Source organism: Roseixanthobacter finlandensis, assembly GCF_043195105.2.
Lineage (GTDB): Bacteria > Pseudomonadota > Alphaproteobacteria > Rhizobiales > Xanthobacteraceae > NCEH01.
Genome location: NZ_CM195536.1, coordinates 2,573,166 through 2,596,843 on the forward strand (window position 1 = coordinate 2,573,166; position 23,678 = coordinate 2,596,843).

The following is a 23,678-nucleotide window of genomic DNA, read 5'->3' on the forward strand; positions in this document are numbered from 1 at the left end:
CTGTCGCATCGCTTGATGAGGCGTGTTCATGTCCGGAAAAACTCGGTCCAAGAAATCTTGGTCCCCTCTTCTTCTCGCCGCCTGCAGCTGGGCGATGCTATCCGCCGCGCCGGCGACGGCCGAAGAGGTGGTCAATGTCTACACGACCCGCGAGCCCGGCCTTTCGGCGCCGCTGTTCGAGGCCTTCACCAAGGCCACCGGCATCACGGTCAACAGCGTGTTCGTGAAGGACGGGCTGGCCGAGCGCGTGAAGGCGGAGGGCGCCGCCTCCCCCGCCGACGTGCTGATGACCGTGGACGTGGGCAATCTGCTGGACGTGGTGGACGCCGGCGTGACCCAGCCGGTGGAAACCGCGACCCTCACCGCCGCCGTGCCGGCGAACCTGCGCGATCCGGCGGGAAACTGGTACGCCCTCTCCATGCGCGCGCGCCTGGTCTATGAGGCCAAGGACGTGAAGCTGGCCAATTTCCATTATGAGGACCTCGCCGATCCCAAATGGAAGGGCAAGATCTGCATCCGCTCGGGCCAGCACCCCTATAATGTCGCGCTGACCGCCGCTTATATCGTCCATCACGGCGAGGCGAAGACCGAGGACTGGCTGCGCGGCCTGAAGGCCAATCTCGCCCGCAAGGCCACCGGCGGTGACCGCGAAGGCGCCCGCGACATCCTCGGCGGCATCTGCGACATCGCGGTCGGCAATTCCTATTATGTCGGGCTCATGCGCTCGGGCAAGGGCGGCCCGGACCAGAAAAAGTGGGGCGACGGCATCGACGTGGTGCTGCCCACCTTCGAGGGCGGCGGCACCCATGTGAACGTCTCCGGCGCGGCGGTCGCGAAGAATGCGCCCAACAAGGCCAATGCCATCAAGCTGCTGGAATTCGCCGTCTCGCCCGACATGCAGCACATCTATGCGCAGCAGAACATGGAATATCCGATCCGCGCCGGCGCCAAGGTGGACCCCATCATCGGCGAGCTCGGCCCGCTGAAGGTGGATCCCATCTCGCTGGTGGACATCGCCAAGGCGCGCAAGAAGGCCAGCGAGCTGATCGACAAGGTCGGCTTCGACAATTGATCGACGCACCATCGTGAGCGACGCGACCTTCGAGCAGAATCCAGGGACCCTGCCCGGGCACAAATCCCTTCAGCTGCCGGGCACCGCAAAGGTGTCCCGGCTTCTGCTCGGGGCTGGGGCGGTGGCCGGCTTCGTGCTGCTGCCTGTGGTCGCGCTGGTCGAAATCGCGTTGCAGGGGTCCGGCGATCTGTGGCCGCACCTCGTCGAATCGGTGCTGCCGGTCGCCCTCGGGCAAACCCTGACCCTGCTGGTAGGGGTGGGCATCGCGACCGTCTTCATGGCGGTCCCGTGCGCCTGGCTGGTGGCGACCTGCGATTTTCCCGGCCGCAAGCTGCTCGACTGGGCGCTGCTGCTGCCCCTCGCGGTGCCGAGCTATATCGTCGCCTATTCCTATCTCGACGTGCTGCACCCCCTCGGCCCGGTGCAGAGCGCGATTCGCTGGGCGCTCGGCATTTCCAGCCCGCGCGGCCTGCATCTGCCGGATGTGCGCTCGGTGGGCGGCTGCATCTTCGTGCTGAGCTGCGTGCTGTATCCCTATGTCTATTTCTCCGCCCGCGCGAGCTTCATCGTGCAGTCGGCGGCGGCGCTGGAAGTGGCGCGCACGCTCGGGGCGAGCCGCATGCGCACCATTTTGCGCATCGCCCTGCCGCTGGCGCGCCCGGCCATCGTCGCCGGCGTCACGCTGGTGCTGCTGGAGGCGCTGGGCGATATCGGCGCCTCCGAATTCCTCGGCATGCGCACCCTGACGGTGTCCATCTACACCACCTGGGTGAACCGGGCGAACCTGCCCGGCGCGGCGCAGATCGCCTTGGTGATGCTGGTGCTGGTGCTCGCGGTGATCCTGACGGAGCGCTGGGCGCGCCATGGGGCGCGCTATGTGGCCACCGGCTCGACGCGCCCGCAGGCGCCGCTGCGGCTGAACGGGGGCACAGGGATCGCCGCCACCGCGTTCTGCTGCCTGCCGATCCTGCTGGGGTTCGTGGTGCCGGTGCTCCATCTGGCGACCGCCGCGGCGCAGCGCATCGAGTTCAGCGGATTTTCAAGCGGCATTCTGGTTGAAACGCGCAACAGCGCCCTGCTCGCCCTTTCGGGCACGCTGGTGGCGCTGGCGCTCGGATCGGTGGTCGCCATGGCCCAGCGGCTGACGCGCTCGCCGCTGGCGGTGTGGTTCGCGCGCATCGGCGGCCTCGGCTATGCGGTGCCGGGAACGGTGCTCGCCATCGGCCTGCTGACGCCGCTCGCCGCCTTCGACAATGCGGTGAACCGGGCGATGATCTCCCTGTTCGGCGTGTCCACCGGCCTGCTGCTCTCGGGTTCCGGCGCGGCGCTGGTGATCGCTTATGCCATCCGCTTCCTCACCATCCCCATCGGCGGGCTGGAGGCGGGCTATTCCAAGCTTTCGCTGCATCTGGACATGGCGGCGCGCAGCCTCGGCTGCTCGCAGCGGGCGATCGTGCGGCGCATCCATCTGCCGCTGCTGCGCCCGGCGCTCGCAACCGCCGCCCTCATGGTGTTTGTGGACGGCATGAAGGAATTGCCGGCGACGCTGCTGCTGCGCCCGCTCGGGGTCGAGACGCTGGCGACCCACATCTATGCGGAAGCCGCCCGCAGCACCTATGAGGACGGGGCGCTGGCGGCCCTGCTGATCGTGCTGGTGGGACTGGCGCCGGTGATCCTGCTGGCGCGGGTCTCGCGGGCCGGCGTCCCCACCTCCAGCAGCCGCAGCCCCGTGAGCCCAAGCCCGGCCCCCGATCCGCGCTGACGGACGTGCGGCGCGGCCCACTCTCTCAAACGCAAAGGCGTGCCGCAGGGATCACCCGCGACACGCCCTTTCTCACCTTGCGCGCTCTCTCAGCTTAAAGGCGCTCAGCTGCGCAGGCTCTGCAGGTCCTGATACTGGAACAGGGCCTCGGGGTTGGCGAGCGCGTCGGTGTTCTTCACCGGCCGCCCGTGGACGATCTCGCGCACCGCAAGCTCGGTGATCTTGCCCGAGCGCGTGCGGGGAATGTCGTCCACCTGCACCACCTTGGCGGGCACATGGCGCGGGCTGGCGCCGGTGCGGATCTGGCCCTTGATGCGGGCGATCAGGGCATCGTCCAGCGTGACGCCCTCGCGCAGCCGCACGAACAGGACCACGCGCACGTCATTGTCCCAATCCTGGCCGATGGCGACCGATTCCATCACCTCGGGGATCTGCTCCACCTGGGCGTAGATTTCCGCCGTGCCGATGCGCACGCCCTGCGGGTTCAGCGTGGCGTCGGAGCGGCCGAGGATGATGATGCCGCCGTGCTCGGTCCACATGGCAAAATCGCCATGGCACCAGATGTTCGGGAAGCGCTCGAAATAGGCGGCGTGATACTTCGCGCCTTCCGGATCGTTCCAGAATTTCACGGGCATGGAGGGGAAGGGCTTGGTGCAGACCAGCTCACCGCGCTCCTGGCGCACCGGCACGCCCTCTTCCGACCACACGTCCACCGCCATGCCGAGGCCCGCAGCCTGGATCTCGCCCGCCCACACCGGCGCGGTCGGGTCGCCGAGCACGAAGCAGGAGATGATGTCCGTGCCGCCGGAGATGGAGGCGAGATGCACGTCCTTCTTGATGGCGTCGTACACGTATTCGAAGCCCTCGGGGGCCAGCGGCGAGCCCGTGGAGGTGATCAGCTTCACCGACGACAGATCATGGGTGTCGCAGGGCCGCACGCCTTCCTTGTGCAGCGAATCGATATATTTGGCCGAGGTGCCGAACAAGGTGAACTTCTCGTCCTGGGCGTAATCGAACAGCACCTGCGGGTTCGGGGCGAAGGGCGAGCCGTCGAACAGGCATAGGGTAGCGCCGATGCCGAGCCCGGACACCAGCCAGTTCCACATCATCCAGCCGCAGGTGCTGAAATAGAACAGCCGGTCGCCGGCGTTCAGATCGCACTGATAGCGATGCTCCTTCAGATGCTGGAGCAAGGTGCCGCCGACACCATGCACGATGCACTTGGGCACGCCCGTCGTGCCGGAGGAGAAGGCGATATAGAGCGGCTGGTTGAACGGCACCCGCTCGAACGTGACCGCAGCGGCCGTGAACGGCGCGATGAAGGCGGGGAAGCTGGAGGCGCGCGGCAGCTTGGCGGCCACCTCGTCGGCGCAATCCAGATAAGGCACGATGACGACCTTCTGGGCGGTGGGCAGCCCGGCCGCCACCTGCACCAGCTTGTCGCCGATATCGACCCGCTTGCCATTGTACCAATAGCCGTCGCAGGCGAAGAACACCTTGGGCTCGATCTGGCCGAACCGGTCCAATACGCCGCGCTCGCCGAAATCGGGAGAACACGACGAGAAGATCGCACCGAGCGAGGTGACGGCGAGCATGATGGCGACGGTTTCCGGCATGTTCGGCATCATCGCCGCGACCCGGTCGCCCACGCCGACCCCTTCCGCCTTCAGCGCCTGCTGGATGCGGGAGGTCAAGGCGTGCAATTCATCGAAGGACAGGCGCTTCTTCACCTTGTCCTCGCCGCGGAATACGATCGCGGTTTCGTCGCCGCGCTTGCGCAGCAGGTTTTCGGCGAAATTCAGCTTGGCATCGGGAAAGAATTGCGCGCCCGGCATCTTGTCGCCGTCGACAAGGTGCTGGACACCCTTTTCGCCGATGACGGCGCAGTCATCCCACACCATGTCCCAGAAATCGGCCGGGTTGGCGATGGTCCAGGCATGCAGGTCGGCATAGGACGCAAGAGACTGGCCGTGCTTGCTGTTGACCGCGCCGATCAGCGCCGTGACATGGGTGCGAGCGATGCGCTCGGCATCCGGTTTCCACAGCAGGTGTTCCCGTTGAGTCACGATGCCCTCCCTGAATTTGTCGCCGCGTGCCACGGCGGTTGGATGCTGCCTAAGACATAGCCCCTGGATAAGCCATCTGCTAGCGGATCCATCGGGCGGCGCAGCCATCAAACCGACACAGACCCCGAAGAATGTCCCCGCTCCCAGGAAGAAGTGATAGAAGCATGCGGCTCGGTGCGGCACGAGCCCAGTTCCAAACCCGAAGACCGGATGAATACGTGGTGAATTTCGCTGCAACGGCCCGGCGGGTGATGTTGATTCTGGCCGCGACCGCATGTGTGCTCGCCGCCGTCTGCATCGCCGCGATGGTCCTCGTTCCCGCACTGGTGCCGGCCCAAGAAGTGCGGCGCCTTGCGGATGAAGCCCTGTTGCGCGCGACCGGAGGAGTCGCCCGGATCGCCGATGCGGACGCGAATGTGGATACGGAGGCGCCTGGAGTTGCCCTGCTGCCGTCGCCACGCCTGATCCTCGGCAAGTTCGCGGTGTCACTCGGCGATGGCGCCGTGTTCGATGCCGAAGGCGCGGTGGCGCGGCTGCGCCTGCTGCCGCTGCTGCTCGGCCAGATGGAAGTGGCGGATATCACGCTGCTGCGCCCCACCCTTCTCATGACCGGCAAGCACCTGCCCCGCGCCCTGCGCCTCGGCCCGCTGGTGGGAGACATGGACGTTCCCGAATTGCGCTTGCGCGGCGGCACCATCGCGATGCGCAGCCCTGAGGGCCTCACCCAGGAATTGATCAGCGACATCGATGCCTCGCTCGACCGCTCGTCCGGCTCGGCGCTCGCGCTGACGCTGGATTTCACGTGGCGGGACCGGGAGGTCGAAGGCCGCATCGCCATCGCCGACGCCGCGGCCTTTCTCGCCGGCCGGGCGAGCGAAAGCCGGGTCGATCTTTCCACCGGAACCTCCTGGGTGCGATTCCGCGGGCTGGCCGCGGGCGGGGCATCGCCAAGCCTGCTCGGCGACGCCTCCGGGGAGACAAGCGCGCTGCGCGGCCTGCTCGACTGGGTCGAGCTGCCGACGCCCACCTCGGGCGGGTTCGGGCGTTTTTCCTTCTCCGGCAAGGTGTCCGCGAACCCGCGCGAAATCTCCCTGACACCCGCAAATGCGGAGCTGGACGGCAATCGCAGCGAGGGCGCGCTCTCGGTCAAGCTCGATGGTCCGCGCCCCTCCGTGCAGGGCACGTTCGCCGCCGACAGCCTGAACGTGACGCCGTACGGGCGGCTGGTCCTGACCGACGAGAGCGGCACCAATTGGGATCGCGGCCCGCTCTCCACCAACGGCCTCAAGGCGGTGGACGTGGACCTGCGGCTCTCCGCCGGAACCGTGCGCGCCGAGGACCGGACGTTCGAGCGCGTCGCCACCAGCGCCACCTTGCGCGCCGGCCGGCTGGTTCTCGCGCTGGGCAATGTGCAGGCCTGGGGCGGCGCGGTGCGCGCTTCCCTCACCCTCGCCCCGCGCCCCGATGCCGCCGAGGGCATCCTGGTCCATCTGGAAGGCGACGCCATGGATGTCGCGCTGGACCAGGCGCTCGACGATCTGGCCGGCCTGCGCAGGCTGGAAGGCAAGGGTGACCTTCAACTGCTGCTGGAAGGATCCGGCGAGAGCGTCTTCGAGATCGCCCAAAGCCTGCATGGCCGCGTGGCGCTTTCGGGCAAGGCCGGCGCAGTGGTGGGGCTGGATGTGGCGCAGGTGCTCAAGCGCATCGAGCAGCGCCCGCTTTCGGCCGGCGGCGACCTGCGCGGCGGCCGCACCGCCTATGACGCGCTGGCGGCGAAGCTGACGATCGCCAAGGGCATGGCCAATGTGGACGAAGGCCGGCTGGAGGCCAAGCAGGTGCGGATCAATGTCAGCGGCACCGTCTCGGTCATTCTGCGCGACCTGGATCTGCACGGCCAGGCGGGCCTGATTCCCGCGGCGGGTGCGAGCGGCGACAAGCTGGCGTTCGATCTGCCGTTCCTGGTTCAAGGTCCCTGGACCAGCCCCAATGTGATGATCGACCCGCAGAGCCTCATTCGCCGCTCAGGTGCGGCCCAGCCCCTGCTCGATGCGGTGCGCGCGCGCGGCTCCGGCGAAGCCGCCGTGCGCTCGGTGATCGAGCAATTGGCGAAGCCCTCGTCCGTCACCCTCCCCGCGAACTGAACTCACCCCTCGGCGGGGACGTCGGGCGCCGGCCGGCTGGAGGGTTCGCGGCGCGGCGCGAACGGCGCATCCTGGGACGGCGCCTCCCGGGACGGCCGGAGCTCCGCACCATCGCTTCGCAAACGTGCGAACAGGAAATGATCTTCCCAAGTGCCGTTGATGCAGAGATACTCGCGCGCTAGGCCTTCGGAGACGAACCCCAGTTTTCGCAGCAGCTTGATCGAGGCGACATTGTTGGTCATGCACGCCGCCTCGATGCGGCGCAAGTGCAGCACGTCGAACGCAACGGGGATCAGGGCGGCGACGGCCGCCGTCATATAGCCCTGTCCCGCGTGGCGCGCGCCCATCCAATAGCCGAGGCTCGCGGCCTGGCACACACCGCGCCGCACATTCGACAAGGTGAGCCCGCCGACGAGGCAATCGTCCGCCGCGCGGAAAATGAAAAGCGGATAGGCTTCGTCGCGCTGCATATCGCGCGCATAATGCCGCAGACGGCGGCGAAAGGCGCCCTTCGTCAGGTCGTCCACGGGCCAGAGCGGCTCCCACGGGGAGAGAAAGTCACGGCTTTCTTCCCGCAGAGCCTGCCAGCTCGCAAAGTCCTTCATCTGCGGCACACGCAGATAGACGCCCTCGCCCATGATCGCATGCAACACGCTTTGCTCGAAGACAGAACTGAACAACCACATGCGCGAGTCCGCCACAGCGAGGACTGATGTGCGTCACCGCAACGTCAAACGTTCCACAACCCGCGCGGCCGGTTCAAGCCCCTTTCCCGGGCCGATCGCCGATAAGGTGGGACGCGCATGGGCCAGCAGGTCCCGCGCGCTGGCGCGCACGCTCTCCACCGTGACGGCTTCGACCTTCGCGACGATCTCCTCCACCGGAATGATCCGGTCGAACCCGAGGATCTGCCGCGCCGCCTGATCGGCCCGCGCGCCGGAGCTTTCCTGCGCGGTCAGGACGCCGACCTTCATCTGCGCCTTGGCGCGATTCACTTCCACTTCGCTGGCGCCGTCCACCAAGGCGAGCAATTGGTCGATGACCACATCGGTCAATTCGCCCACATCGCCCTGGTCGGTGCCCGCATAGATGCCGAACAGGCCGGTGTCCGCATAGGCCCAGTGAAACGCGTAGATCGAATAGCACAGGCCCCGCGTCTCGCGCACTTCCTGGAACAGGCGCGAGGACATGCCGCCGCCGAGCACATTCGTCAGCACTTGCAGCGCGTGATAGCCGGGGTCGGTATAGGACCGCCCCGCGAGCCCCAGCACGATGTGGACCTGCTCCAGATCGCGCGGTGTCAGCACCGTGCCGCCGCCATAGGCCGCAAGCGGCGTTGCCGGCTTCTGCCCCGGGCCGATGGCGCGCAGCCGCTCGGTGGCCTCGCGCACCAGATGGTCGTGATCCACGGCGCCGGCAGCCGACACCACCATGCGCGGCCCGCGATAGCTGCGCTCCAGATAGGCGCCGAGCCCGGCCGGATTGAAGCCGCGCACCGTCTCCGGCGTGCCCAGGATGGACCGCCCGATGGCCTGGTCCGGGAACGCGCGCTCCTGGAACAGGTCGAACACGAGATCGTCGGGGGTATCCTGCACCGCGCCGATTTCCTGCACGATCACATTCTGCTCGCGCACCAATTCGTCCGGCGCGAAGGCGGGCTCGGTGAGGATGTCGGCCAGGATATCGAGCCCGAGCCCGAGATCCTCGCCCAGCACGCGCACATTATAGGAGGTGTGCTCGACGGAGGTTGCGGCATTGATATCGCCGCCCACCTGCTCGATTTCCTCGGCGATGCGCCGGGCGGAGCGCCGCCGCGTGCCCTTGAACGCCATGTGCTCCAGCAGATGGGAGATGCCGTGCTCGTTCTCCTGCTCGTCCCGCGCGCCGGCCCCGACCCAGATGCCGAGCGAGACCGTGCCGAGATGCGGCATGGGATCGGAAAGAACGGTGATGCCGTTGTCCAGGGTGGTCCGCATCACGCTCATGCCGCGGCGCCCGATGTGATGCGGGAATGGGCGGAGATGAAGCTTTCGATGGCCGCGAGATCATTGGGCAAGATGGTGGTCTTCTCCTTGCGGGTCATCAGGTCCGCCATGTGGGCGGGCAGCGCGGGGCGCTTGCCGGTGGCAGCTTCCACCACATCCGGGAATTTGGCGGGATGGGCGGTGGACAGGATCACCTGCGGAATGCGGGAATTGTGCTCCACCTTGCCGGCCACGGCGAGCGCGACGGCGGTGTGGGGATCGATCACATAGCCCGCTTCGCGATAGGTGCGGGTGATGGTGGCGAGCGTCTCCGGCTCGTCCGCCCGGCCGGCGGAGAATTCGCCGCAGATGGTGGCCATCGCCTCGCGCGGCAAGGTGAATGCGCCGGACTGGGCCAGCGAGGCCATCAGCTGGCGCAGGGCGGCGGAATCGCGGTTGAGCGCCTCGAACAGGACGCGCTCGAAATTCGACGAGACCTGGATGTCCATCGACGGCGAGTACGAGGGCAGCACCCCGCGCACCTCATAGCGCCCGCTCTCCAGCGTGCGGACGAGGATGTCATTCACATTGGTCGCGATGGTGAGATCGTGGATCGGCAATCCCATGCGCTTGGCGACCCAGCCGGCCAGGATGTCGCCGAAATTGCCGGTGGGCACGACGAACGACACCTCCCGCGCCGGGGCGCCGAGGGCGGTGGCGGCATAGAAATAATAGACCACCTGGGCGACGATGCGCGCCCAATTGATGGAATTCACCCCCGCCAGCGCCATGCGGTCGCGGAAGCCGTGGTGGTTGAACATGCCCTTCACCAGGGCCTGGCAATCGTCAAACGTGCCTTCCACCGCGATCGCATGGACATTGTGCGCGCCCACGCCGGTCATCTGCCGGCGCTGCACCTCCGATACGCGGCCATGGGGATAGAGGATGAACACGTCCACCGCATCGGAATGGCGGAACGCCTCGATGGCGGCGCTGCCCGTGTCACCCGAGGTGGCGCCGACGATGGTCGCCCGCGCGCCGCGGGCGGAGAGCACATGGTCCATCAGCCGCGACAGCAGCTGCATGGCCACGTCCTTGAACGCCAGGGTCGGGCCGTGGAACAGCTCCAGCACGAAGCGGTTGGGGCCGAGCTGAACCAGGGGCGTGGTGGCCGGGTGGCGGAAATTGCGGTACGCGTCCTCGATCATCAGATCGAGCGCGGGCTGGGGGATAGCCCCGGCCACGAAGGGAGAGATGATCTTGCGGGCCACTTCGGCATAGGGTCGGCCCGCCAGCGCCGCGATTTCGTCGGCCGTGAGGGTCGGCCAGCTTTCCGGCACATAAAGACCGCCGTCACGGGCAAGGCCCGCCAGCAGGGCATCGGCGAAGGACAAAGGCGGCGCCTCGCCGCGCGTGGACACGTACAGCACTCATGTTCTCCGGGCATCGGCGTCCTCGGACGCCCCCAACCTAACCCCGCGAAGCCGTTGCGGGAAGGCGCGGCCTCAACGATGCCCCGCCTGTGCGCCGCGTCTTATCCGGCATTGCGCCGTGAAGCCAGCCCGCCGCGCCCGCCGCCATGCAAATGCGCACATGGACACAGCGTCCGCGACGCTACCGAAAGCGGCGTCGATCTGATACAGGGCTCGCCTTGCCGATAATGAAAAGAGCGCCGCGATGATCCCCCGCTATAGCCGCCCGGAAATGGCCAGCCTCTGGTCCCCCGAAGCGCGTTTCCGCATCTGGTTCGAGATCGAGGCCCATGCCGCCGACGCCATGGCCGAGCTTGGCATCGTGCCCAAGGACGCCGCCGCCAAGATCTGGGAACTCGGCCGGGACGCCGAATTCGACGTGGACCGCATCGACGCCATCGAGCGCGACGTGAAGCATGACGTCATCGCCTTCCTCACCCATCTGTCCGAGATCGTCGGGTCCGAGGCGCGGTTCGTGCACCAGGGCATGACCTCGTCCGACGTGCTGGATACCTGCCTCGCGGTGCAGCTCGCGCGCGCCTCGGACCTGCTGATCGCCGACATCGACCATTTGCTGGCGGTGCTGGAGCGGCGCGCGTTCGAGCACAAGCTGACCCCCACCGTCGGCCGCTCGCACGGCATCCATGCCGAGCCGACCACCTTCGGCATTAAGCTCGCCATCGCCCATGCCGAATTCCAGCGCGCCCGCGTGCGCCTTGTGGCGGCGCGGGCGGAAATCGCGACCTGCGCCATTTCCGGAGCCGTGGGCACCTTCGCCCATATCGACCCGCGCGTGGAAGAGCATGTCGCCGCCAAGATGGGCCTGAGCGTGGAGACGGTCTCCACCCAGGTGATCCCGCGCGACCGGCACGCCATGTTCTTCGCCACGCTCGGCGTGATCGCCTCTTCGGTCGAGCGGCTCGCCACCGAAATCCGCCATCTTCAGCGCACCGAGGTGCTGGAGGCGGAAGAATATTTCTCCGAGGCCCAGAAGGGCTCCTCGGCCATGCCGCACAAGCGCAACCCGGTGCTCACCGAAAATCTCACCGGCCTCGCCCGCATGGTGCGCGCCTATGCGCTGCCGGCCATGGAGAATGTGGCGCTGTGGCACGAGCGCGATATCTCCCACTCCTCGGTCGAGCGCATGATCGGCCCGGATGCCACCGTGACGCTGGACTTCGCCCTCGCCCGGCTCGCCGGCGTGATGGACAAGCTGGTGGTCCATGCCGACAACATGCAGAAGAACATGGATAAGCTCGGCGGGCTGATCCACTCACAGCGCGTTCTGCTGGCGCTGACCCAGAAGGGCGCGAGCCGCGAGGACAGCTATCGGCTGGTCCAGCGCAACGCCATGCGCGTGTGGCGCGGCGAAGGCGATTTCCGCACCTTCCTGCTGAACGACGCGGATGTGCGCGCCTATCTGAGCGAAGACGACATCAACGAGAAGTTCGACCTCGGCTATCACCTTAAGCACGCCGATACGATCTTCAAGCGCGTGTTCGGGCGCGCCTGACGGGCGGGTCGGGATCTTTCTGGCGTCAGGCCGAACAACAAAAATGCCCGGGTCCAGCCCGGGCATTTTCATTTTCACAAGCGGGGAAGCGGGCAATCAGCCGATGGCGCGGTCGCGCACCGGCACGCCCTTTTCCTCGAACAGGGGGATCAGCTCGCCGGCCTGGAACATCTCGCGGACGATGTCGCAGCCGCCGAGGAATTCACCCTTCACATAGATCTGGGGAATGGTCGGCCAGCTGGCATATTCCTTGATGCCCTGGCGCAGCTCGTCGGATTCCAGGACGTTGATGCCCTTATAGGCGACGCCCACATGGTCGAGGATCTGCACGACCTGGCCGGAAAAGCCGCACTGGGGAAACTGCGGCGTGCCCTTCATGAACACGACCACGTCATTGTCCTTGACCTCACGGTCGATGAATTCGCGAATGCTCATGGATCAATTCCACACTGGTGGCGGCGTGATGACCGTCCTGCCTGAGAAGATCGGTGGTCGCCGCGCAAAGCGCAAGATGCCACCGGATTTAGTCCTTTGCGCCCGCGCCCACAGATCGCCTCAGGCGGTCGCCGGCGCCGAGGTCTTCAGCGCCAGGGCATGGAGCACGCCGCCCATGTTGCCCTGGAGCGCGGCATAGACCATCTGGTGCTGCTGCACGCGGCTCTTGCCGCGAAACGCCTCCGACACGATGGTCGCCGCATAATGATCACCGTCGCCGGCAAGATCCTCGATGGAGATCTGGGCGTCGGGCAGCGCGCTCTTGATGAGCCGCTCGATGTCGCGAGAATCCATGGCCATGGGTTTATTCCTTAACTGGAAGCGCCGCTCTCGAAGCCGTCGGCCTTCAGGACATGGAGCTCATGTAAATGGGCAGCCAAGTTTCGTGTCGATCGCGCAAGGCTTCCACGAATATCGAGCGGTCGCCCGGCAGGATCAAGCGGTCGCCGCCGGTCTTGCCGATCTTGGTGACGGGCACGCCCGCCGCCTCCGCCCGCCGCACGATCTCGCTGCCCTGGCCGTGGGCGGCCGTGACTACATAGCGCGCCTGATCTTCACCGAACCAGAAGGCATGGGGGGCCATGTTGCAATGGCTGTCCACGGCGGCACCGAGATTGCCCGCCATGGCCATTTCCGCGACCGCCACCAGAAGCCCGCCGTCGGAGACGTCATGGGCGGCGCTGACCAGACCGTCCAGAATCAGCGCGCGCACCAAATCGCCGTTGCGCTTCTCCGCGACGAGGTCGACCGGGGGCGGTGCCCCCTCCTCGCGCTCGCAAATCAGGCCGAGATAGATCGAGGCGCCGAGCCAGCCCTCGGTCTTGCCGATCACATAGATCGGCTCGCCGGCGGCCTTGAAGGCGAGGGTCATGGTCTTGGACAAATCGTCGATCAGACCGACGCCGCCAATGGTGGGGGTCGGCAGGATGCCCTTGCCGTTGGTCTCGTTGTAGAGGCTGACATTGCCCGAGACGACCGGGAAATCCAGCGCCTCGCAGGCCGCGCCGATGCCCTTCACGCAGCCGACGAACTGGCCCATCGTGTCCGGCTTCTCGGGATTGCCGAAATTGAGATTGTCGGTGACGGCGATCGGGGTCGCGCCGACGGCGGTGAGATTGCGCCACGCCTCGGCCACCGCCTGCTTGCCGCCCTCGAAGGGATCGGCCTCGCAATAGCGCGGCGTGACGTCCGTGGTGAGGGCAAGCGCCTTCGGCCCCTCCTCGACCCGCACCACGGCTGCGTCGCCGCCGGGCTTCTGCACCGTATTGCCGAGAATGAGATGGTCATATTGCTCCCACACCCAGCGCTTCGAGCACAAATCGGGCGAGGAAAGCATCTGCTCCAGCGCGTCCGCGAGGGTCACGCTGGTCGGCACGTCCGCCGGGGTCAGGACGGGGCGTTCCGGGGTCTCGTTGAACGGGCGATAATATTCGGGAGCCTCGTCGCCGAGTTCCTTGATGGGAAGATCGGCTTCCACTACGCCCTTGTGCTTCACCACGAAGCGCAAGGTGTCGGTGGTCTTGCCCACCACGGCGAAGTCCAGGCCCCATTTCTTGAAGATGGCCTCGGCCTCGGCCTCCTTGCCGTCCGCAATCACCATGAGCATGCGCTCCTGGCTCTCGGACAGCATCATTTCATACGCGCTCATGCCGGTTTCCCGGCAGGGCACGGCATCGAGGTTCAATTCCACGCCGAGGTCGCCCTTGGCGCCCATCTCGACGGCCGAGCAGGTGAGGCCGGCGGCGCCCATGTCCTGGATCGCCACGACACAGCCGGCCTTCATGATTTCCAGGCAGGCTTCCAGCAGCAGCTTTTCCGCGAATGGGTCACCGACCTGCACGGTGGGGCGCTTCTCCTCGGCATCGGCGCCGAATTCGGCCGAGGCCATGGTCGCGCCGTGGATGCCGTCGCGCCCGGTCTTCGAGCCCAGATAGACGATGGAGCGGCCCACGCCGGCCGCGGCCGCGTAGAAAATTTCATCGGTCTTGGCGAGGCCCACCGCCATGGCATTGACCAGGATGTTGCCATTGTAGCGGCCGTGGAAGCCGATGGAGCCGCCCACGGTCGGCACGCCGAACGAATTGCCATAGCCGCCAATGCCCGCGACCACGCCCGCCAGCAGCTGGCGGGTGCGCGGATGGTGACAATTGCCGAAGCGCAGGGCGTTCAGCGCGGCGATCGGCCGGGCGCCCATGGTGAAGACATCGCGCAGGATGCCGCCGACACCCGTTCCCGCACCCTGGTAGGGCTCGATGAAGGAGGGGTGGTTGTGGCTCTCCATCTTGAACACCACGGCGAGCCCGTCGCCGATGTCCACCACGCCGGCATTCTCGCCGGGTCCCTGGATCACGCGCGGCCCGCTCGTGGGCAGGGTGCGCAGCCAGACTTTCGAGGATTTATAGGAGCAATGCTCGTTCCACATCGCGGAAACGATGCCGAGCTCGGTGATCGTGGGTTCGCGCCCGATCAATTCGAGGAAGCGCTGATACTCGTCCGCCTTGAGGCCATGCTCGGCCACCAGTTCGGGCGTGATGCGCGGGGTATTCGGGATCATGTTCACGGGTGCGATCCAATCCGAGGGCGCGGGGCGGCTATGCCGCCGCTTTCAGCGCAGCGGCGAGACTTTCAAACAGGCCCCGACCGTCGGTCCGCCCGATCTGAGCCTCGATGTTGTTTTCCGGGTGCGGCATCATGCCGAGAACATTCAGCTTCTCGGAATAGATGCCGGCGATGCCATTGATCGCGCCATTCGGGCCGTCGGCCTGGTCGATCTGGCCGTCGGCGCGGGCATAGCGGAAGGCAACGCGCCCTTCCGCTTCCAATTGCTTGATGGTGGTTTCGTCGGCGGTATAATTGCCTTCCCCATGGGCGATGGGGATGCGCAGCAATTCATTCTTGCGATAGGCGCGTGTGAAGGCCGTATCGGCCCGTTCCACCCGCAGGAACACTTCGCGGCAGACAAAGCGCAGCTTGGCATTACGCACTAGCACGCCCGGCAGCAGACCGGCTTCGCACAGGATCTGGAAGCCGTTGCAGATGCCGAGCACCAGCCCGCCCTTCTCCGCATGGGCGCGCACCGCCCCCATGATGTTGGCGCGCGCGGCGATCGCGCCGCAGCGCAGATAATCGCCATAGGAGAAGCCGCCAGGCAGGACGACAAGGTCCGTGTGCTTGGGCAGTTCGCTTTCCCCATGCCAGACGATGTTGACATTGGAGCCGGCGACCAGCTTCAGCGCGCGGGCGGCGTCGTGCTCGCGGTTCGATCCAGGGAAGAGAATAACTGCTGATTTCATGGGATCAGTGCATATCCGCGCGTTCAAACCGGCAGGGGGCACAAGCGGCCATGCTGGCTGAAATGGGGCCGGAGACTATAATAAATTCAATATGGGGACACGAAACCAAGCCCGCCAGAGCCGCCGCTGGGCCGGTCGGCACGCGCTGGCATTCGCGGCGGCGGGCGATGGGAAGATCGGCCATGAATCCCCCGTTGGGTCCCCTGTTGAGTCCTGCACTCGCGTCCAAGGCGAGCGATGACGACAACAAACGCTCTCACTCTGCGAACTCGACCTTATAGGTCTCGATCACGGTGTTGGCGAGCAGGCGGTCGCACGCCTCCTTCAAGGCCCCTTCGGCGGAGGTCCGGTCGTTGCCGGCCAGTTCCACGTCGAAAACCTTGCCCTGCCGCACGCTCTGCACACCGGAGACGCCGAGCGAACGCAACGCGCCCTCGATGGCCTTTCCCTGGGGATCGAGCACTGCGGATTTCAGCGTGACGATAACGCGCGCCTTCATGGAACATCACTCACAACAGAAGCGGGGGCCTTTCGGCCCCCGCGTAGCAGCTAGGGTCAAAGGTCACAAGCTCACTTGACGAGGACCGGTCCAGTTCCCTGGATCGGCTCGTTCTCGGCGATGATGCCGAGCCGGCGCGCGACCTCGGTATAGGCTTCCACCAGCCCGCCCATGTCGCGGCGGAACCGGTCCTTGTCGAGCTTGTCGCTCGACTTCACATCCCACAGACGGCAGGAATCGGGGCTGATCTCGTCAGCAACGACAATGCGCATCATGTCGTTTTCCCACAGCCGGCCGCATTCCATCTTGAAATCGACCAGGCGAATCCCGACCCCGAGGAACAGGCCGGAGAGGAAATCGTTCACGCGGATCGCTAGAGCGATGATGTCGTCGATCTCCTGGGTGGTCGCCCACCCGAAAGCCGTGACATGCTCCTCGGAAACCAGCGGATCGTTCAGCGCGTCGTTCTTGTAGTAGAATTCGATGATCGAACGCGGCAGCGCGGTGCCTTCCTCGATGCCCAGGCGGGTGGACAGCGAGCCGGCGGCGACGTTGCGCACAACGATCTCCAGCGGGATGATCTCCACCTCGCGGATGAGCTGCTCACGCATGTTCAAACGGCGAATGAAGTGCGTGGGCACGCCGATGTCGTTCAACCGCGAGAAGATATACTCGGAGATGCGGTTGTTCAGCACACCCTTGCCGTCAATCACTTCGTGCTTTTTAGCGTTGAAGGCGGTGGCATCATCCTTAAAGTGCTGGATGAGTGTTCCAGGCTCGGGGCCTTCATAGAGGACCTTCGCCTTGCCTTCGTAAATGCGGCGGCGGCGGCTCATGGGTGTATACCGTCGATTGAGGAAATCCATGGGTTTGCCAAGGCTCCGTTTTCGGTGACGCTCCTTGGCGGGGCGCGCTGGGGCTGTTTCGCAGCACAGAACGCGCCTGATCGAACACTAGCCGATTGGCGCGCCAGATACAACGTATTGGGTCTGCAAGGCTCAATGAGCCGTCCCGGTCCGTTGCGTCACATTGATCTGGGAAGGCAGCGCCTATATTCAAGGGCCGCGACGGTGACGTTCGGATATGAGCGATCCCCGGTCACGGAAACGTCAAGATGAGGGCTGCCATGACGACGTTCGACAAGCGCGAGGAGGGGTTCGAAAAGCGATTCGCGCTCGACGAAGAGATCCGCTTCAAGGCGGTGGCGCGGCGCAACAAGCTGCTCGGCCTATGGGCCGCGGAAAAGCTCGGCCTGTCCGAGGAAGACGCGCAGGCCTATGCCAAGGAAGTGGTCGTCGCCGATCTCGAAGAGCATGGCGACGAAGACGTCTATCGCAAGCTGCGGACCGATTTCGATGCCAAGGGCGTCGAGGTCTCCGAGCACCAGATTCGCAGGAACATGGACGAGTTCCTTGCCCAGGCCGTACTGGAAGTGCGTTCGGAAGGCTAAGCCTTCCCTCTTTGCGCTTCCAGCTGAGGTGCAAGCTTCACGCAGTGTTCCCGATGCAAATGGGGAGCAGCCCGTCCCAACGGACCGGATGCTCCCCGGCTGTCGGCCAACCGCCGTCTCGGCGGAGCAAGGTGCCGCGGCGCGCAATGTTGGAGCGTGAATCATGAAGGCGTGGATTTCCATCCTGGTCGCCGTGCTCGGTGTCGCCGCGCCGGTTTCCATCGCGCGGGCCGATTCGGCGATGGTGCTGGGCGATCTGAACGTCCGCGCCGGCCCGGGCACGAATTATGCGGTCATCGGCAGCCTGGTGCGCGGCATGAACGTGCAGGTCCTCAGCTGCACACCGGCCTGGTGCAACATCAGCTGGCGCGGTCCGGCCTATGTGTCGGCGGCCTATCTCGGCTTCGACGGCCCCCCGCCTTATATCCAGCCCGGTCCCGTTGTGGTGGTTCCCGGCCCGTCCCCGGTGCCGGTCGCGCCGGCCATCGTGATCGCGCCGCCCACGGCGCCGCTGGTCTATGCCGCGCCGCCGCCGGTGCTGTTCTACCCTCCCCCGCCCCGCTTCTACGGGCCGCCCCCGGCGCCCGGCCCCTATATCGGCTTCGGCGTCTGGTCCTGGTAGGCGGTTCGGACGCAGCGGGATGGGCTTATGATGGTCCCGTTATCACGGGAGACCGTCATGCCGTTGCACCCGGACTGGATGGATATCGCCCTGCGGCTCGCCTGCACCTTTGTCGCCTGCGGGCTGATTGGGCTTGATCGCAGTTCACCGAAACGCGCCGCGGGACTGCGCACCAATATCATGGTCGGGCTTGCGGCCTGCATCGCCATGATCAGCGCAAACCTCATGCTGACCCTCGACGGCAAGTCCCCCGATTCCTTCGTGCAGACCGATGTCATGCGCCTGCCGCTTGGAATCCTCACCGGCGTCGGCTTCATCGGCGCAGGGGCGGTGCTGCGCCGCGGCGGCCTCACCCTCGGCGTGACGACAGCCGCGAGCCTCTGGTACGTGACCGTCTTGGGGCTGTGCTTCGGTGCCGGTCAATTCGAGCTCGGCGCCCTGGGGCTCGCCCTCGGGCTCCTCACCTTGCTGGGCCTGAAATATCTCGAAGACGCGATGCGCCGCGAGCACCCGGTGAAACTCGGCCTCGTGCTCGGCCGCGACGGGCCCTCGGAAGCCAGCGTGCGCGCCTTGCTGGCGAAGGACGCCATGCGCGTGCGTCAGTATTCCCTACGAATCGAACCCGTCAGCGGACAGCGAGAACTGCATTATCGATTGTGGTGGAGCGCGCGCAGCGTCCACGACCTGCCGCCCATGCTGGAGGTCTTGAGCGCCAAGCCCGGCGTGCTCCAGCTGGACTGGGAAGCCTGAGGGCGCGCGGCGCCCCGCTGGAACCTGAGGCGCGCGCGGCGCCCCCTGGAAGGGGAACTCAAAACAGAAAAGGCCGCCCGAGGGCGGCCTTTCCCAAAATCTCGCGATCGGTTTCGATCAGCGCGAATAGAATTCGACGACCAGATTGGGCTCCATCTGCACCGGGTACGGCACTTCATTGAGCTCGGGGATGCGCACGAAGGTGGCAGCCATCTTGTTGTGGTCGACTTCCAGGAAGTCCGGCACGTCGCGCTCGGCGAGCTGGGAAGCTTCCAGCACCAGAGCGAGCTGCTTGGAGGAATCCTTCACCTCGATCACGTCGCCGACCTTCACCAGGTAGGACGGGATGTTGACGCGGCGGCCGTTCACCTTGACGTGGCCGTGGCTCACGAACTGGCGGGCGGCGAACACGGTGGGGACGAACTTCGCGCGATAGACCACCGCATCGAGGCGACGCTCGAGCAGGCCGATCAGATTGGCGCCGGTGTCGCCCTTGAGGCGGGAGGCTTCCACATACACGGCGTAGAATTGCTTCTCACCGATGGAGCCATAATAGCCCTTCAGCTTCTGCTTGGCGCGCAGCTGCACGCCGAAGTCCGAAAGCTTGCCCTTGCGGCGCTGGCCGTGCTGGCCGGGGCCGTATTCGCGGCGATTCACGGGGCTCTTCGGGCGGCCCCAAATGTTTTCACCCATACGGCGATCGATCTTATGCTTCGCCGCAATGCGCTTGCTCATGTAACGCGGATCCTTAGTTTCGTTTTCATTGGGTTTGGATCGCGACCCCTCCTCTGCGGCTTTCGAACAGGTTCGAAATCCACTGACAGGTCCTGCGGCGCGCTGCCGAAGGTCCACGGGTGCGTGAAACGCCAAATAGCCTTCCCGCCGGGGGATTGCTCACCCAGCGAGAACGGGGCTTCTAGTCGCAGATGGGGGCGTTGTCAACGCATGGTGCTTTGCCGGCGCCCGCACCCATCATATTTTGCAACGCAGCAACACCGCCACGGGAATGCGCCGACATGAAGATCCTGGTCTTTCAGCACGCCGCCGCCGAGCACCCTGGCAGTTTTCGCGAGTTCATGGATGCCGACGGTGTTCAATGGGACGCGGTCGAGCTGGACGCAGGGGAAGCCGTTCCCGATCTCGCGCCCTATGACGCGCTCATGGTGCTCGGCGGCCCCATGGACGTGTGGCAGGAACAGGAACATCCCTGGCTCATCGCCGAAAAACAGGCGATCCGCGACTGGGTGCGCGCGGGCCGCCCCTATCTCGGCATCTGTTTCGGCCATCAATTGCTGGCGGATGCCCTGGGCGGCACCGTGGACCTGATGGTCACGCCGGAAGTCGGGGTTCGCGACGTGGCGCTCACGCCGGCCGGCGCGGCCTCGCCTTTGTTCGCGGGCATGGCGGTGCGCTTTCCAACCCTGCAATGGCACGGCGCCGCCGTCACCGCGCCGCCCGAAGGGGCGATCGTGCTCGCCAACAATGCTCATTGCCCCATTCAGGCCCTGCAAGTGGGGGCAACCGCCTTCGGCATCCAGTATCACGTGGAACTGACGGAAGAGACGGTCCCCGAATGGGGCGTTATCGACGAATATCGCTGTGCGCTCGAAAGCCTCACCGGCGAAGGTGGGCAGGCGATCCTGGAGCAGGATGTCGCGCACCTCCTGCCACTCTTCAAGGCGGAGGCCGAACGGCTATATCGCAATTTCCGCGCGGTGGTGGAAGCTCACCGCGCCCTGCGCAGCGCCTCCAGCACGGCGATCCCCGGATAGCCGTCCGCCGGCGAGAGGCCGACCTTCTGCTGGAAACCGCGCACCGCGCGCATGGTGTCCTGCCCCACCCGTCCGTCGGTGCCGCCGGTGTTGAAGCCGATCGCGGTGAGGCGCTGCTGGGTCTCCTGGATCTCCGGCAAGGTCAAAGGACGCTCCCCGCCGGGCCAGAGGGTTTCGAAAGGCCCCTCCCCCATCACCCGGTCGCCGAGATGCACCACTGCGAGGGCATAATTGGACGAGGGGTTATAGGAGCGCACGGCATAGAAATTATGCAGCAGCAGCAGCGCCGGCCCGCCGGGGCCGCCGGGCAGCCAGAGCCGCGCCTTGTCGTCATAGCCGGCGAGCGACTGGCCATCGATGGTGGTGGCGCCGAGCCCGCCCCAGCCGGCAAGGGTGCGCGTGGTCTTGCCGTCGGCCTGCGCCATGGCGAAGCCGGCCGGAAGACGCGCCTCGAAGCCCCACGGCTCCCCACGCCGGTATTTGCCACGCTTCAGGATATAATTGGCGGTGCCGGCCAAGGCATCGTCGGGCTTGCCGAACGGCGAGATGCGGCCGTTGCCGTCATAATCCACGCCCATGTTCAGCCAGACTTCCGGCATCCACTGGGTATGTCCCATGGCGCCGGCCCAGGAGCCGACCATTTCGCTCGGCGTGCCCCAGCCGCGCTGGACGATCACCAGCGCGTTCAGAAGCTCGGTCTCCCAATATTTGCGCCGGCGCGGTTCGCCCCAGGCCAGGGCCGAGAGCGAATTGAACACCGGCTTCATGTGCTTGGGATTTTCGACCACGTCGCCGAACGCCGATTCCATGCCCCAATAGCCGAGCATGATGCGGCGATCGACCCCGAAATCGGCCTCGATCCGCCCGAGCAGCGCCGCATATTCCGCCGCCCGCTTCTTGCCGGTGGCGATGCGCCAGTCGGAGACACGGCGGTTGAGATATTGCCAGGTTTCCTCCTGGAATTCCGGCTGCGAGCGATCCTGGGCGTAGACGCTCTTGTCCGGCACCACCTCGGCGAACACGCGGTCATAGACCTGGTCGGAAATGCCGCGCGCCTGGGCGCGGGCGCGAAATTTCTGCACCCAGACGGCAAACGGCTGGGCCGCGCTTTGCGCCAGCGAAGGTGACGCAAGGACACCTGCGAGACCTGCGCCGATCAGGCCCGTCGTAAAGGTGCGGCGGTCCAGCTTGAGGCTCACAATGGTGTTCCTGATTGACGGCTAGGATGCCACAGCCAGCCGCGTGGGCAAAATCTCCGGCATCTCGACCCGGCGCTGAACGAGCGCGCCGACCAGCGTCGCATCCAGCGCGCGGCCCGTGGAGATGAGGCGAACCGGGCTTGGACTGCTGGCAAAGGCCGTGGGGCCGAGCAGCGATACGACCCGCCGCGCGATCGCTTCCGCGGGATCGACCCAGGCGACGGGCCAGGGCGCGAGCCGGCGCAGCTGGTCGAGGATCAGCGGATAATGGGTGCAGGCCAGAACCACGGTGTCGGTGCGCCCACCCGCGTCACGCACGAAGCAGGGCGCGATCTCCGCGCGGATGTCGGCGTCGTCCACCGGAATGCCCTGGATGAGGGATTCGGCGAGGCCGGCCAGCCGCTCGCTCGGCACCAGGGCTACCTGGCAGGAACTGGCGAATTCGCGGATCAGGGCGCTCGTATAGTCGCGCCGCACGGTGCCGGGCGTCGCGAGCACGCTCACCCGCCGCGACACGGAGGCGGCGCAGGCCGGCTTGATGGCGGGCACGGTGCCGACAAAGGGCACGCCATAGCGCGCCCGCAGAACCGGCAAGGCCAAGGTGGAGGCGGTGTTGCACGCGACCACCACGATATCGGGGCGCACCGCCGGCAACAGGTCGTCCATCACGTCGCAGACTCGGCCCGAAAGGGCTGAATCGCTGAGGGCGCCATATGGGAACCCGGCATCGTCCGCCGCATACACATAATGGGCGTCCGGCCGCAGCCGGGTGATCTCACGGAACACGGACAGGCCACCAAGCCCGGAATCGAACACCAGGATAGTCGGCGGATGAAAACTCAAGGACGGCACGGCAGCATATCTCTCGGCCGAAGCGGTGACTTTTGCCATGGTGTATCCTCGTCGCCCCGGGCGATATTGTGGCCTTGAGACGTAAAAGAAGGATGAGCGGCGCGCGCACCGGCGCCGTCAGTCCACCATGGCGCGGGCCCACAAAGCCGCCGGGGCCACGTCAGCCCTGGAATTCGGGGGTGTGCAGGACCAGCCCGTCGAGCTTCGCATCCAGCACGATCTGGCAGGACAGGCGTGAGGTCGGGCGCACGTCGCGGGCAAAATCGAGCATGTCCTCTTCCATGCCCTGCGGCTCCCCCACCGCCGCGCGCCATGCTTCGTCCACATAGACATGGCAGGTGGCACAGGAACAGGCGCCGCCGCACTCCGCGTCGATGCCGGGCACGAGATGCCGGACAGCCACCTCCATGGCGGTACTGCCTTCCGGCGCAGTGAAGGTGCGGGCGACACCATCGAAGGAAACGAATGTAATGCGCGGCATGTCTCGCTCAGTCTCACAGGTTCCGCAGCAGGCCGCGGCGTGCACGCCCGCTGGGGCGGCTATAACCGCCGCCGATCTGCAAGGCCAGACCTAAGACGGCGCGCTTGTTAACGATATCTTCATATGTGTGGCCGGGCATGGTTCCAATCACCACCCGGTCATAGTTAAGATAAGGTAAGGTAAACCGTCTGGTTCTGGAAAGCGCTTGCTGACCGCGACCCGACGATTTCGAGCGAAGTTCGGACGATGGACGTGCGTGCGCATCCATCCCCGCG

22 protein-coding genes are annotated in these 23,678 nt (G+C 66.0%); 8 read left to right on the forward strand and 14 right to left on the reverse strand.

Annotation, left to right across the window (positions count from 1 at the left end; all coding sequences use genetic code 11):
* Nucleotides 1-28 precede the first annotated feature (28 nt).
* Nucleotides 29-1,072 (forward strand): extracellular solute-binding protein, encoded by a 1,044-nt coding sequence (locus V5G24_RS12015; protein ID WP_394082390.1) that lies wholly within the window; start codon nucleotides 29-31, stop codon nucleotides 1,070-1,072.
* Between the two features lie 91 nt (nucleotides 1,073-1,163).
* Nucleotides 1,164-2,834, forward strand: a complete 1,671-nt coding sequence (locus tag V5G24_RS12020) for an ABC transporter permease (RefSeq protein ID WP_394083076.1) — start codon at nucleotides 1,164-1,166, stop codon at nucleotides 2,832-2,834.
* A gap of 104 nt (nucleotides 2,835-2,938) precedes the next feature.
* Here V5G24_RS12020 and V5G24_RS12025 read toward each other — a convergent pair whose 3' ends face one another.
* Nucleotides 2,939-4,900: an acetoacetate--CoA ligase gene (locus V5G24_RS12025; protein WP_394082388.1), complete on the reverse strand. Its 1,962-nt coding sequence runs from the start codon at nucleotides 4,898-4,900 to the stop codon at nucleotides 2,939-2,941.
* 221 nt (nucleotides 4,901-5,121) lie between these two features.
* On the opposite strand from V5G24_RS12025, the gene V5G24_RS12030 reads away from it, so the two are divergent.
* Nucleotides 5,122-7,041, forward strand: coding sequence for an AsmA family protein (locus V5G24_RS12030; RefSeq protein WP_394082386.1), 1,920 nt, complete (start codon nucleotides 5,122-5,124; stop codon nucleotides 7,039-7,041).
* A 2-nt stretch (nucleotides 7,042-7,043) separates the two neighbouring features.
* Here the strand turns inward: V5G24_RS12030 and V5G24_RS12035 are convergent, their stop codons facing one another.
* The 3 genes from V5G24_RS12035 to thrC are packed head-to-tail and all read right to left on the reverse strand — an operon-like array spanning nucleotide 7,044 to nucleotide 10,435.
* A complete protein-coding gene (locus V5G24_RS12035; RefSeq protein WP_394082384.1) occupies nucleotides 7,044-7,727 on the reverse strand; it encodes a GNAT family N-acetyltransferase in 684 nt (227 codons plus the stop codon).
* Between the two features lie 33 nt (nucleotides 7,728-7,760).
* Nucleotides 7,761-9,026: a M16 family metallopeptidase gene (locus V5G24_RS12040; RefSeq protein WP_394082382.1), complete on the reverse strand. Its 1,266-nt coding sequence runs from the start codon at nucleotides 9,024-9,026 to the stop codon at nucleotides 7,761-7,763.
* On the reverse strand, nucleotides 9,023-10,435 hold the full coding sequence (thrC, locus tag V5G24_RS12045; protein ID WP_394082380.1) for a threonine synthase: 1,413 nt from the start codon (nucleotides 10,433-10,435) through the stop codon (nucleotides 9,023-9,025). Before thrC ends, V5G24_RS12040 begins: the two co-directional genes overlap by 4 nt.
* Nucleotides 10,436-10,682: 247 nt before the next feature.
* On the opposite strand from thrC, the gene purB reads away from it, so the two are divergent.
* The gene (gene purB / locus V5G24_RS12050) at nucleotides 10,683-11,990 is read left to right on the forward strand and encodes an adenylosuccinate lyase (protein WP_394082378.1); all 1,308 of its coding nucleotides are present in this window, start codon (nucleotides 10,683-10,685) and stop codon (nucleotides 11,988-11,990) included.
* A 96-nt stretch (nucleotides 11,991-12,086) separates the two neighbouring features.
* Here purB and grxD read toward each other — a convergent pair whose 3' ends face one another.
* The 6 genes from grxD to purC form a co-directional block, all read right to left on the reverse strand.
* Nucleotides 12,087-12,425 (reverse strand): Grx4 family monothiol glutaredoxin, encoded by a 339-nt coding sequence (grxD, locus tag V5G24_RS12055; RefSeq protein ID WP_394082376.1) that lies wholly within the window; start codon nucleotides 12,423-12,425, stop codon nucleotides 12,087-12,089.
* Between the two features lie 120 nt (nucleotides 12,426-12,545).
* Nucleotides 12,546-12,785: a BolA family protein gene (locus V5G24_RS12060; protein ID WP_394043363.1), complete on the reverse strand. Its 240-nt coding sequence runs from the start codon at nucleotides 12,783-12,785 to the stop codon at nucleotides 12,546-12,548.
* Between the two features lie 46 nt (nucleotides 12,786-12,831).
* Nucleotides 12,832-15,039 carry a phosphoribosylformylglycinamidine synthase subunit PurL gene (gene purL, locus V5G24_RS12065; protein ID WP_394083074.1) on the reverse strand — a complete coding sequence of 736 codons (2,208 nt, stop codon included), beginning with the start codon at nucleotides 15,037-15,039 and terminating at the stop codon, nucleotides 12,832-12,834.
* 37 nt (nucleotides 15,040-15,076) lie between these two features.
* Nucleotides 15,077-15,778, reverse strand: coding sequence for a phosphoribosylformylglycinamidine synthase subunit PurQ (purQ, locus tag V5G24_RS12070; protein WP_394082374.1), 702 nt, complete (start codon nucleotides 15,776-15,778; stop codon nucleotides 15,077-15,079).
* A gap of 256 nt (nucleotides 15,779-16,034) precedes the next feature.
* The gene (gene purS / locus V5G24_RS12075) at nucleotides 16,035-16,277 is read right to left on the reverse strand and encodes a phosphoribosylformylglycinamidine synthase subunit PurS (RefSeq protein WP_394043361.1); all 243 of its coding nucleotides are present in this window, start codon (nucleotides 16,275-16,277) and stop codon (nucleotides 16,035-16,037) included.
* A gap of 71 nt (nucleotides 16,278-16,348) precedes the next feature.
* A complete protein-coding gene (purC, locus tag V5G24_RS12080; protein WP_348848140.1) occupies nucleotides 16,349-17,143 on the reverse strand; it encodes a phosphoribosylaminoimidazolesuccinocarboxamide synthase in 795 nt (264 codons plus the stop codon).
* A 260-nt stretch (nucleotides 17,144-17,403) separates the two neighbouring features.
* Between purC and V5G24_RS12085 the strand changes: the two genes are divergently transcribed.
* The 3 genes from V5G24_RS12085 to V5G24_RS12095 all read left to right on the forward strand — a co-directional run bounded on the left by V5G24_RS12085 (nucleotide 17,404) and on the right by V5G24_RS12095 (nucleotide 19,099).
* Complete coding sequence (locus V5G24_RS12085) at nucleotides 17,404-17,727, forward strand: DUF1476 domain-containing protein (RefSeq protein ID WP_348848101.1); 324 nt, start codon at nucleotides 17,404-17,406, stop codon at nucleotides 17,725-17,727.
* Nucleotides 17,728-17,890: 163 nt separating this feature from the next.
* Complete coding sequence (locus tag V5G24_RS12090; RefSeq protein ID WP_394082372.1) at nucleotides 17,891-18,349, forward strand: SH3 domain-containing protein; 459 nt, start codon at nucleotides 17,891-17,893, stop codon at nucleotides 18,347-18,349.
* A 57-nt stretch (nucleotides 18,350-18,406) separates the two neighbouring features.
* Nucleotides 18,407-19,099 carry an MgtC/SapB family protein gene (locus V5G24_RS12095; protein ID WP_394082370.1) on the forward strand — a complete coding sequence of 231 codons (693 nt, stop codon included), beginning with the start codon at nucleotides 18,407-18,409 and terminating at the stop codon, nucleotides 19,097-19,099.
* A 117-nt stretch (nucleotides 19,100-19,216) separates the two neighbouring features.
* Here V5G24_RS12095 and rpsD read toward each other — a convergent pair whose 3' ends face one another.
* On the reverse strand, nucleotides 19,217-19,834 hold the full coding sequence (gene rpsD, locus V5G24_RS12100; RefSeq protein ID WP_394012340.1) for a 30S ribosomal protein S4: 618 nt from the start codon (nucleotides 19,832-19,834) through the stop codon (nucleotides 19,217-19,219).
* A gap of 281 nt (nucleotides 19,835-20,115) precedes the next feature.
* Between rpsD and V5G24_RS12105 the strand changes: the two genes are divergently transcribed.
* Complete coding sequence (locus tag V5G24_RS12105) at nucleotides 20,116-20,871, forward strand: type 1 glutamine amidotransferase (RefSeq protein WP_394082368.1); 756 nt, start codon at nucleotides 20,116-20,118, stop codon at nucleotides 20,869-20,871.
* On the opposite strand, the gene V5G24_RS12110 is transcribed toward V5G24_RS12105, so the two are convergent.
* The 3 genes from V5G24_RS12110 to V5G24_RS12120 form a co-directional block, all read right to left on the reverse strand.
* Nucleotides 20,826-22,070: a lytic murein transglycosylase gene (locus V5G24_RS12110; protein ID WP_394082366.1), complete on the reverse strand. Its 1,245-nt coding sequence runs from the start codon at nucleotides 22,068-22,070 to the stop codon at nucleotides 20,826-20,828. The genes V5G24_RS12105 and V5G24_RS12110 overlap by 46 nt on opposite strands.
* Nucleotides 22,071-22,091: 21 nt before the next feature.
* A complete protein-coding gene (murI, locus tag V5G24_RS12115; RefSeq protein ID WP_394082364.1) occupies nucleotides 22,092-22,961 on the reverse strand; it encodes a glutamate racemase in 870 nt (289 codons plus the stop codon).
* A gap of 121 nt (nucleotides 22,962-23,082) precedes the next feature.
* Complete coding sequence (locus V5G24_RS12120) at nucleotides 23,083-23,403, reverse strand: 2Fe-2S iron-sulfur cluster-binding protein (RefSeq protein WP_394071801.1); 321 nt, start codon at nucleotides 23,401-23,403, stop codon at nucleotides 23,083-23,085.
* Between the last annotated feature and the right edge of the window lie 275 nt (nucleotides 23,404-23,678).

Coding starts and splice junctions, on each gene's coding strand:
- V5G24_RS12015 (WP_394082390.1), top strand. CDS start 29: ATGTCCGGAAAAACTCGGTCCAAGAAATCTTGGTCCCCTCTTCTTCTC.
- V5G24_RS12035 (WP_394082384.1), bottom strand. CDS start 7,727: ATGTGGTTGTTCAGTTCTGTCTTCGAGCAAAGCGTGTTGCATGCGATC.
- V5G24_RS12040 (WP_394082382.1), bottom strand. CDS start 9,026: ATGAGCGTGATGCGGACCACCCTGGACAACGGCATCACCGTTCTTTCC.
- purB (WP_394082378.1), top strand. CDS start 10,683: ATGATCCCCCGCTATAGCCGCCCGGAAATGGCCAGCCTCTGGTCCCCC.
- grxD (WP_394082376.1), bottom strand. CDS start 12,425: ATGAGCATTCGCGAATTCATCGACCGTGAGGTCAAGGACAATGACGTG.
- V5G24_RS12060 (WP_394043363.1), bottom strand. CDS start 12,785: ATGGCCATGGATTCTCGCGACATCGAGCGGCTCATCAAGAGCGCGCTG.
- purL (WP_394083074.1), bottom strand. CDS start 15,039: ATGATCCCGAATACCCCGCGCATCACGCCCGAACTGGTGGCCGAGCAT.
- purQ (WP_394082374.1), bottom strand. CDS start 15,778: ATGAAATCAGCAGTTATTCTCTTCCCTGGATCGAACCGCGAGCACGAC.
- purS (WP_394043361.1), bottom strand. CDS start 16,277: ATGAAGGCGCGCGTTATCGTCACGCTGAAATCCGCAGTGCTCGATCCC.
- purC (WP_348848140.1), bottom strand. CDS start 17,143: ATGGATTTCCTCAATCGACGGTATACACCCATGAGCCGCCGCCGCCGC.
- V5G24_RS12085 (WP_348848101.1), top strand. CDS start 17,404: ATGACGACGTTCGACAAGCGCGAGGAGGGGTTCGAAAAGCGATTCGCG.
- V5G24_RS12090 (WP_394082372.1), top strand. CDS start 17,891: ATGAAGGCGTGGATTTCCATCCTGGTCGCCGTGCTCGGTGTCGCCGCG.
- V5G24_RS12095 (WP_394082370.1), top strand. CDS start 18,407: ATGCCGTTGCACCCGGACTGGATGGATATCGCCCTGCGGCTCGCCTGC.
- rpsD (WP_394012340.1), bottom strand. CDS start 19,834: ATGAGCAAGCGCATTGCGGCGAAGCATAAGATCGATCGCCGTATGGGT.
- V5G24_RS12105 (WP_394082368.1), top strand. CDS start 20,116: ATGAAGATCCTGGTCTTTCAGCACGCCGCCGCCGAGCACCCTGGCAGT.
- murI (WP_394082364.1), bottom strand. CDS start 22,961: ATGGCAAAAGTCACCGCTTCGGCCGAGAGATATGCTGCCGTGCCGTCC.
- V5G24_RS12120 (WP_394071801.1), bottom strand. CDS start 23,403: ATGCCGCGCATTACATTCGTTTCCTTCGATGGTGTCGCCCGCACCTTC.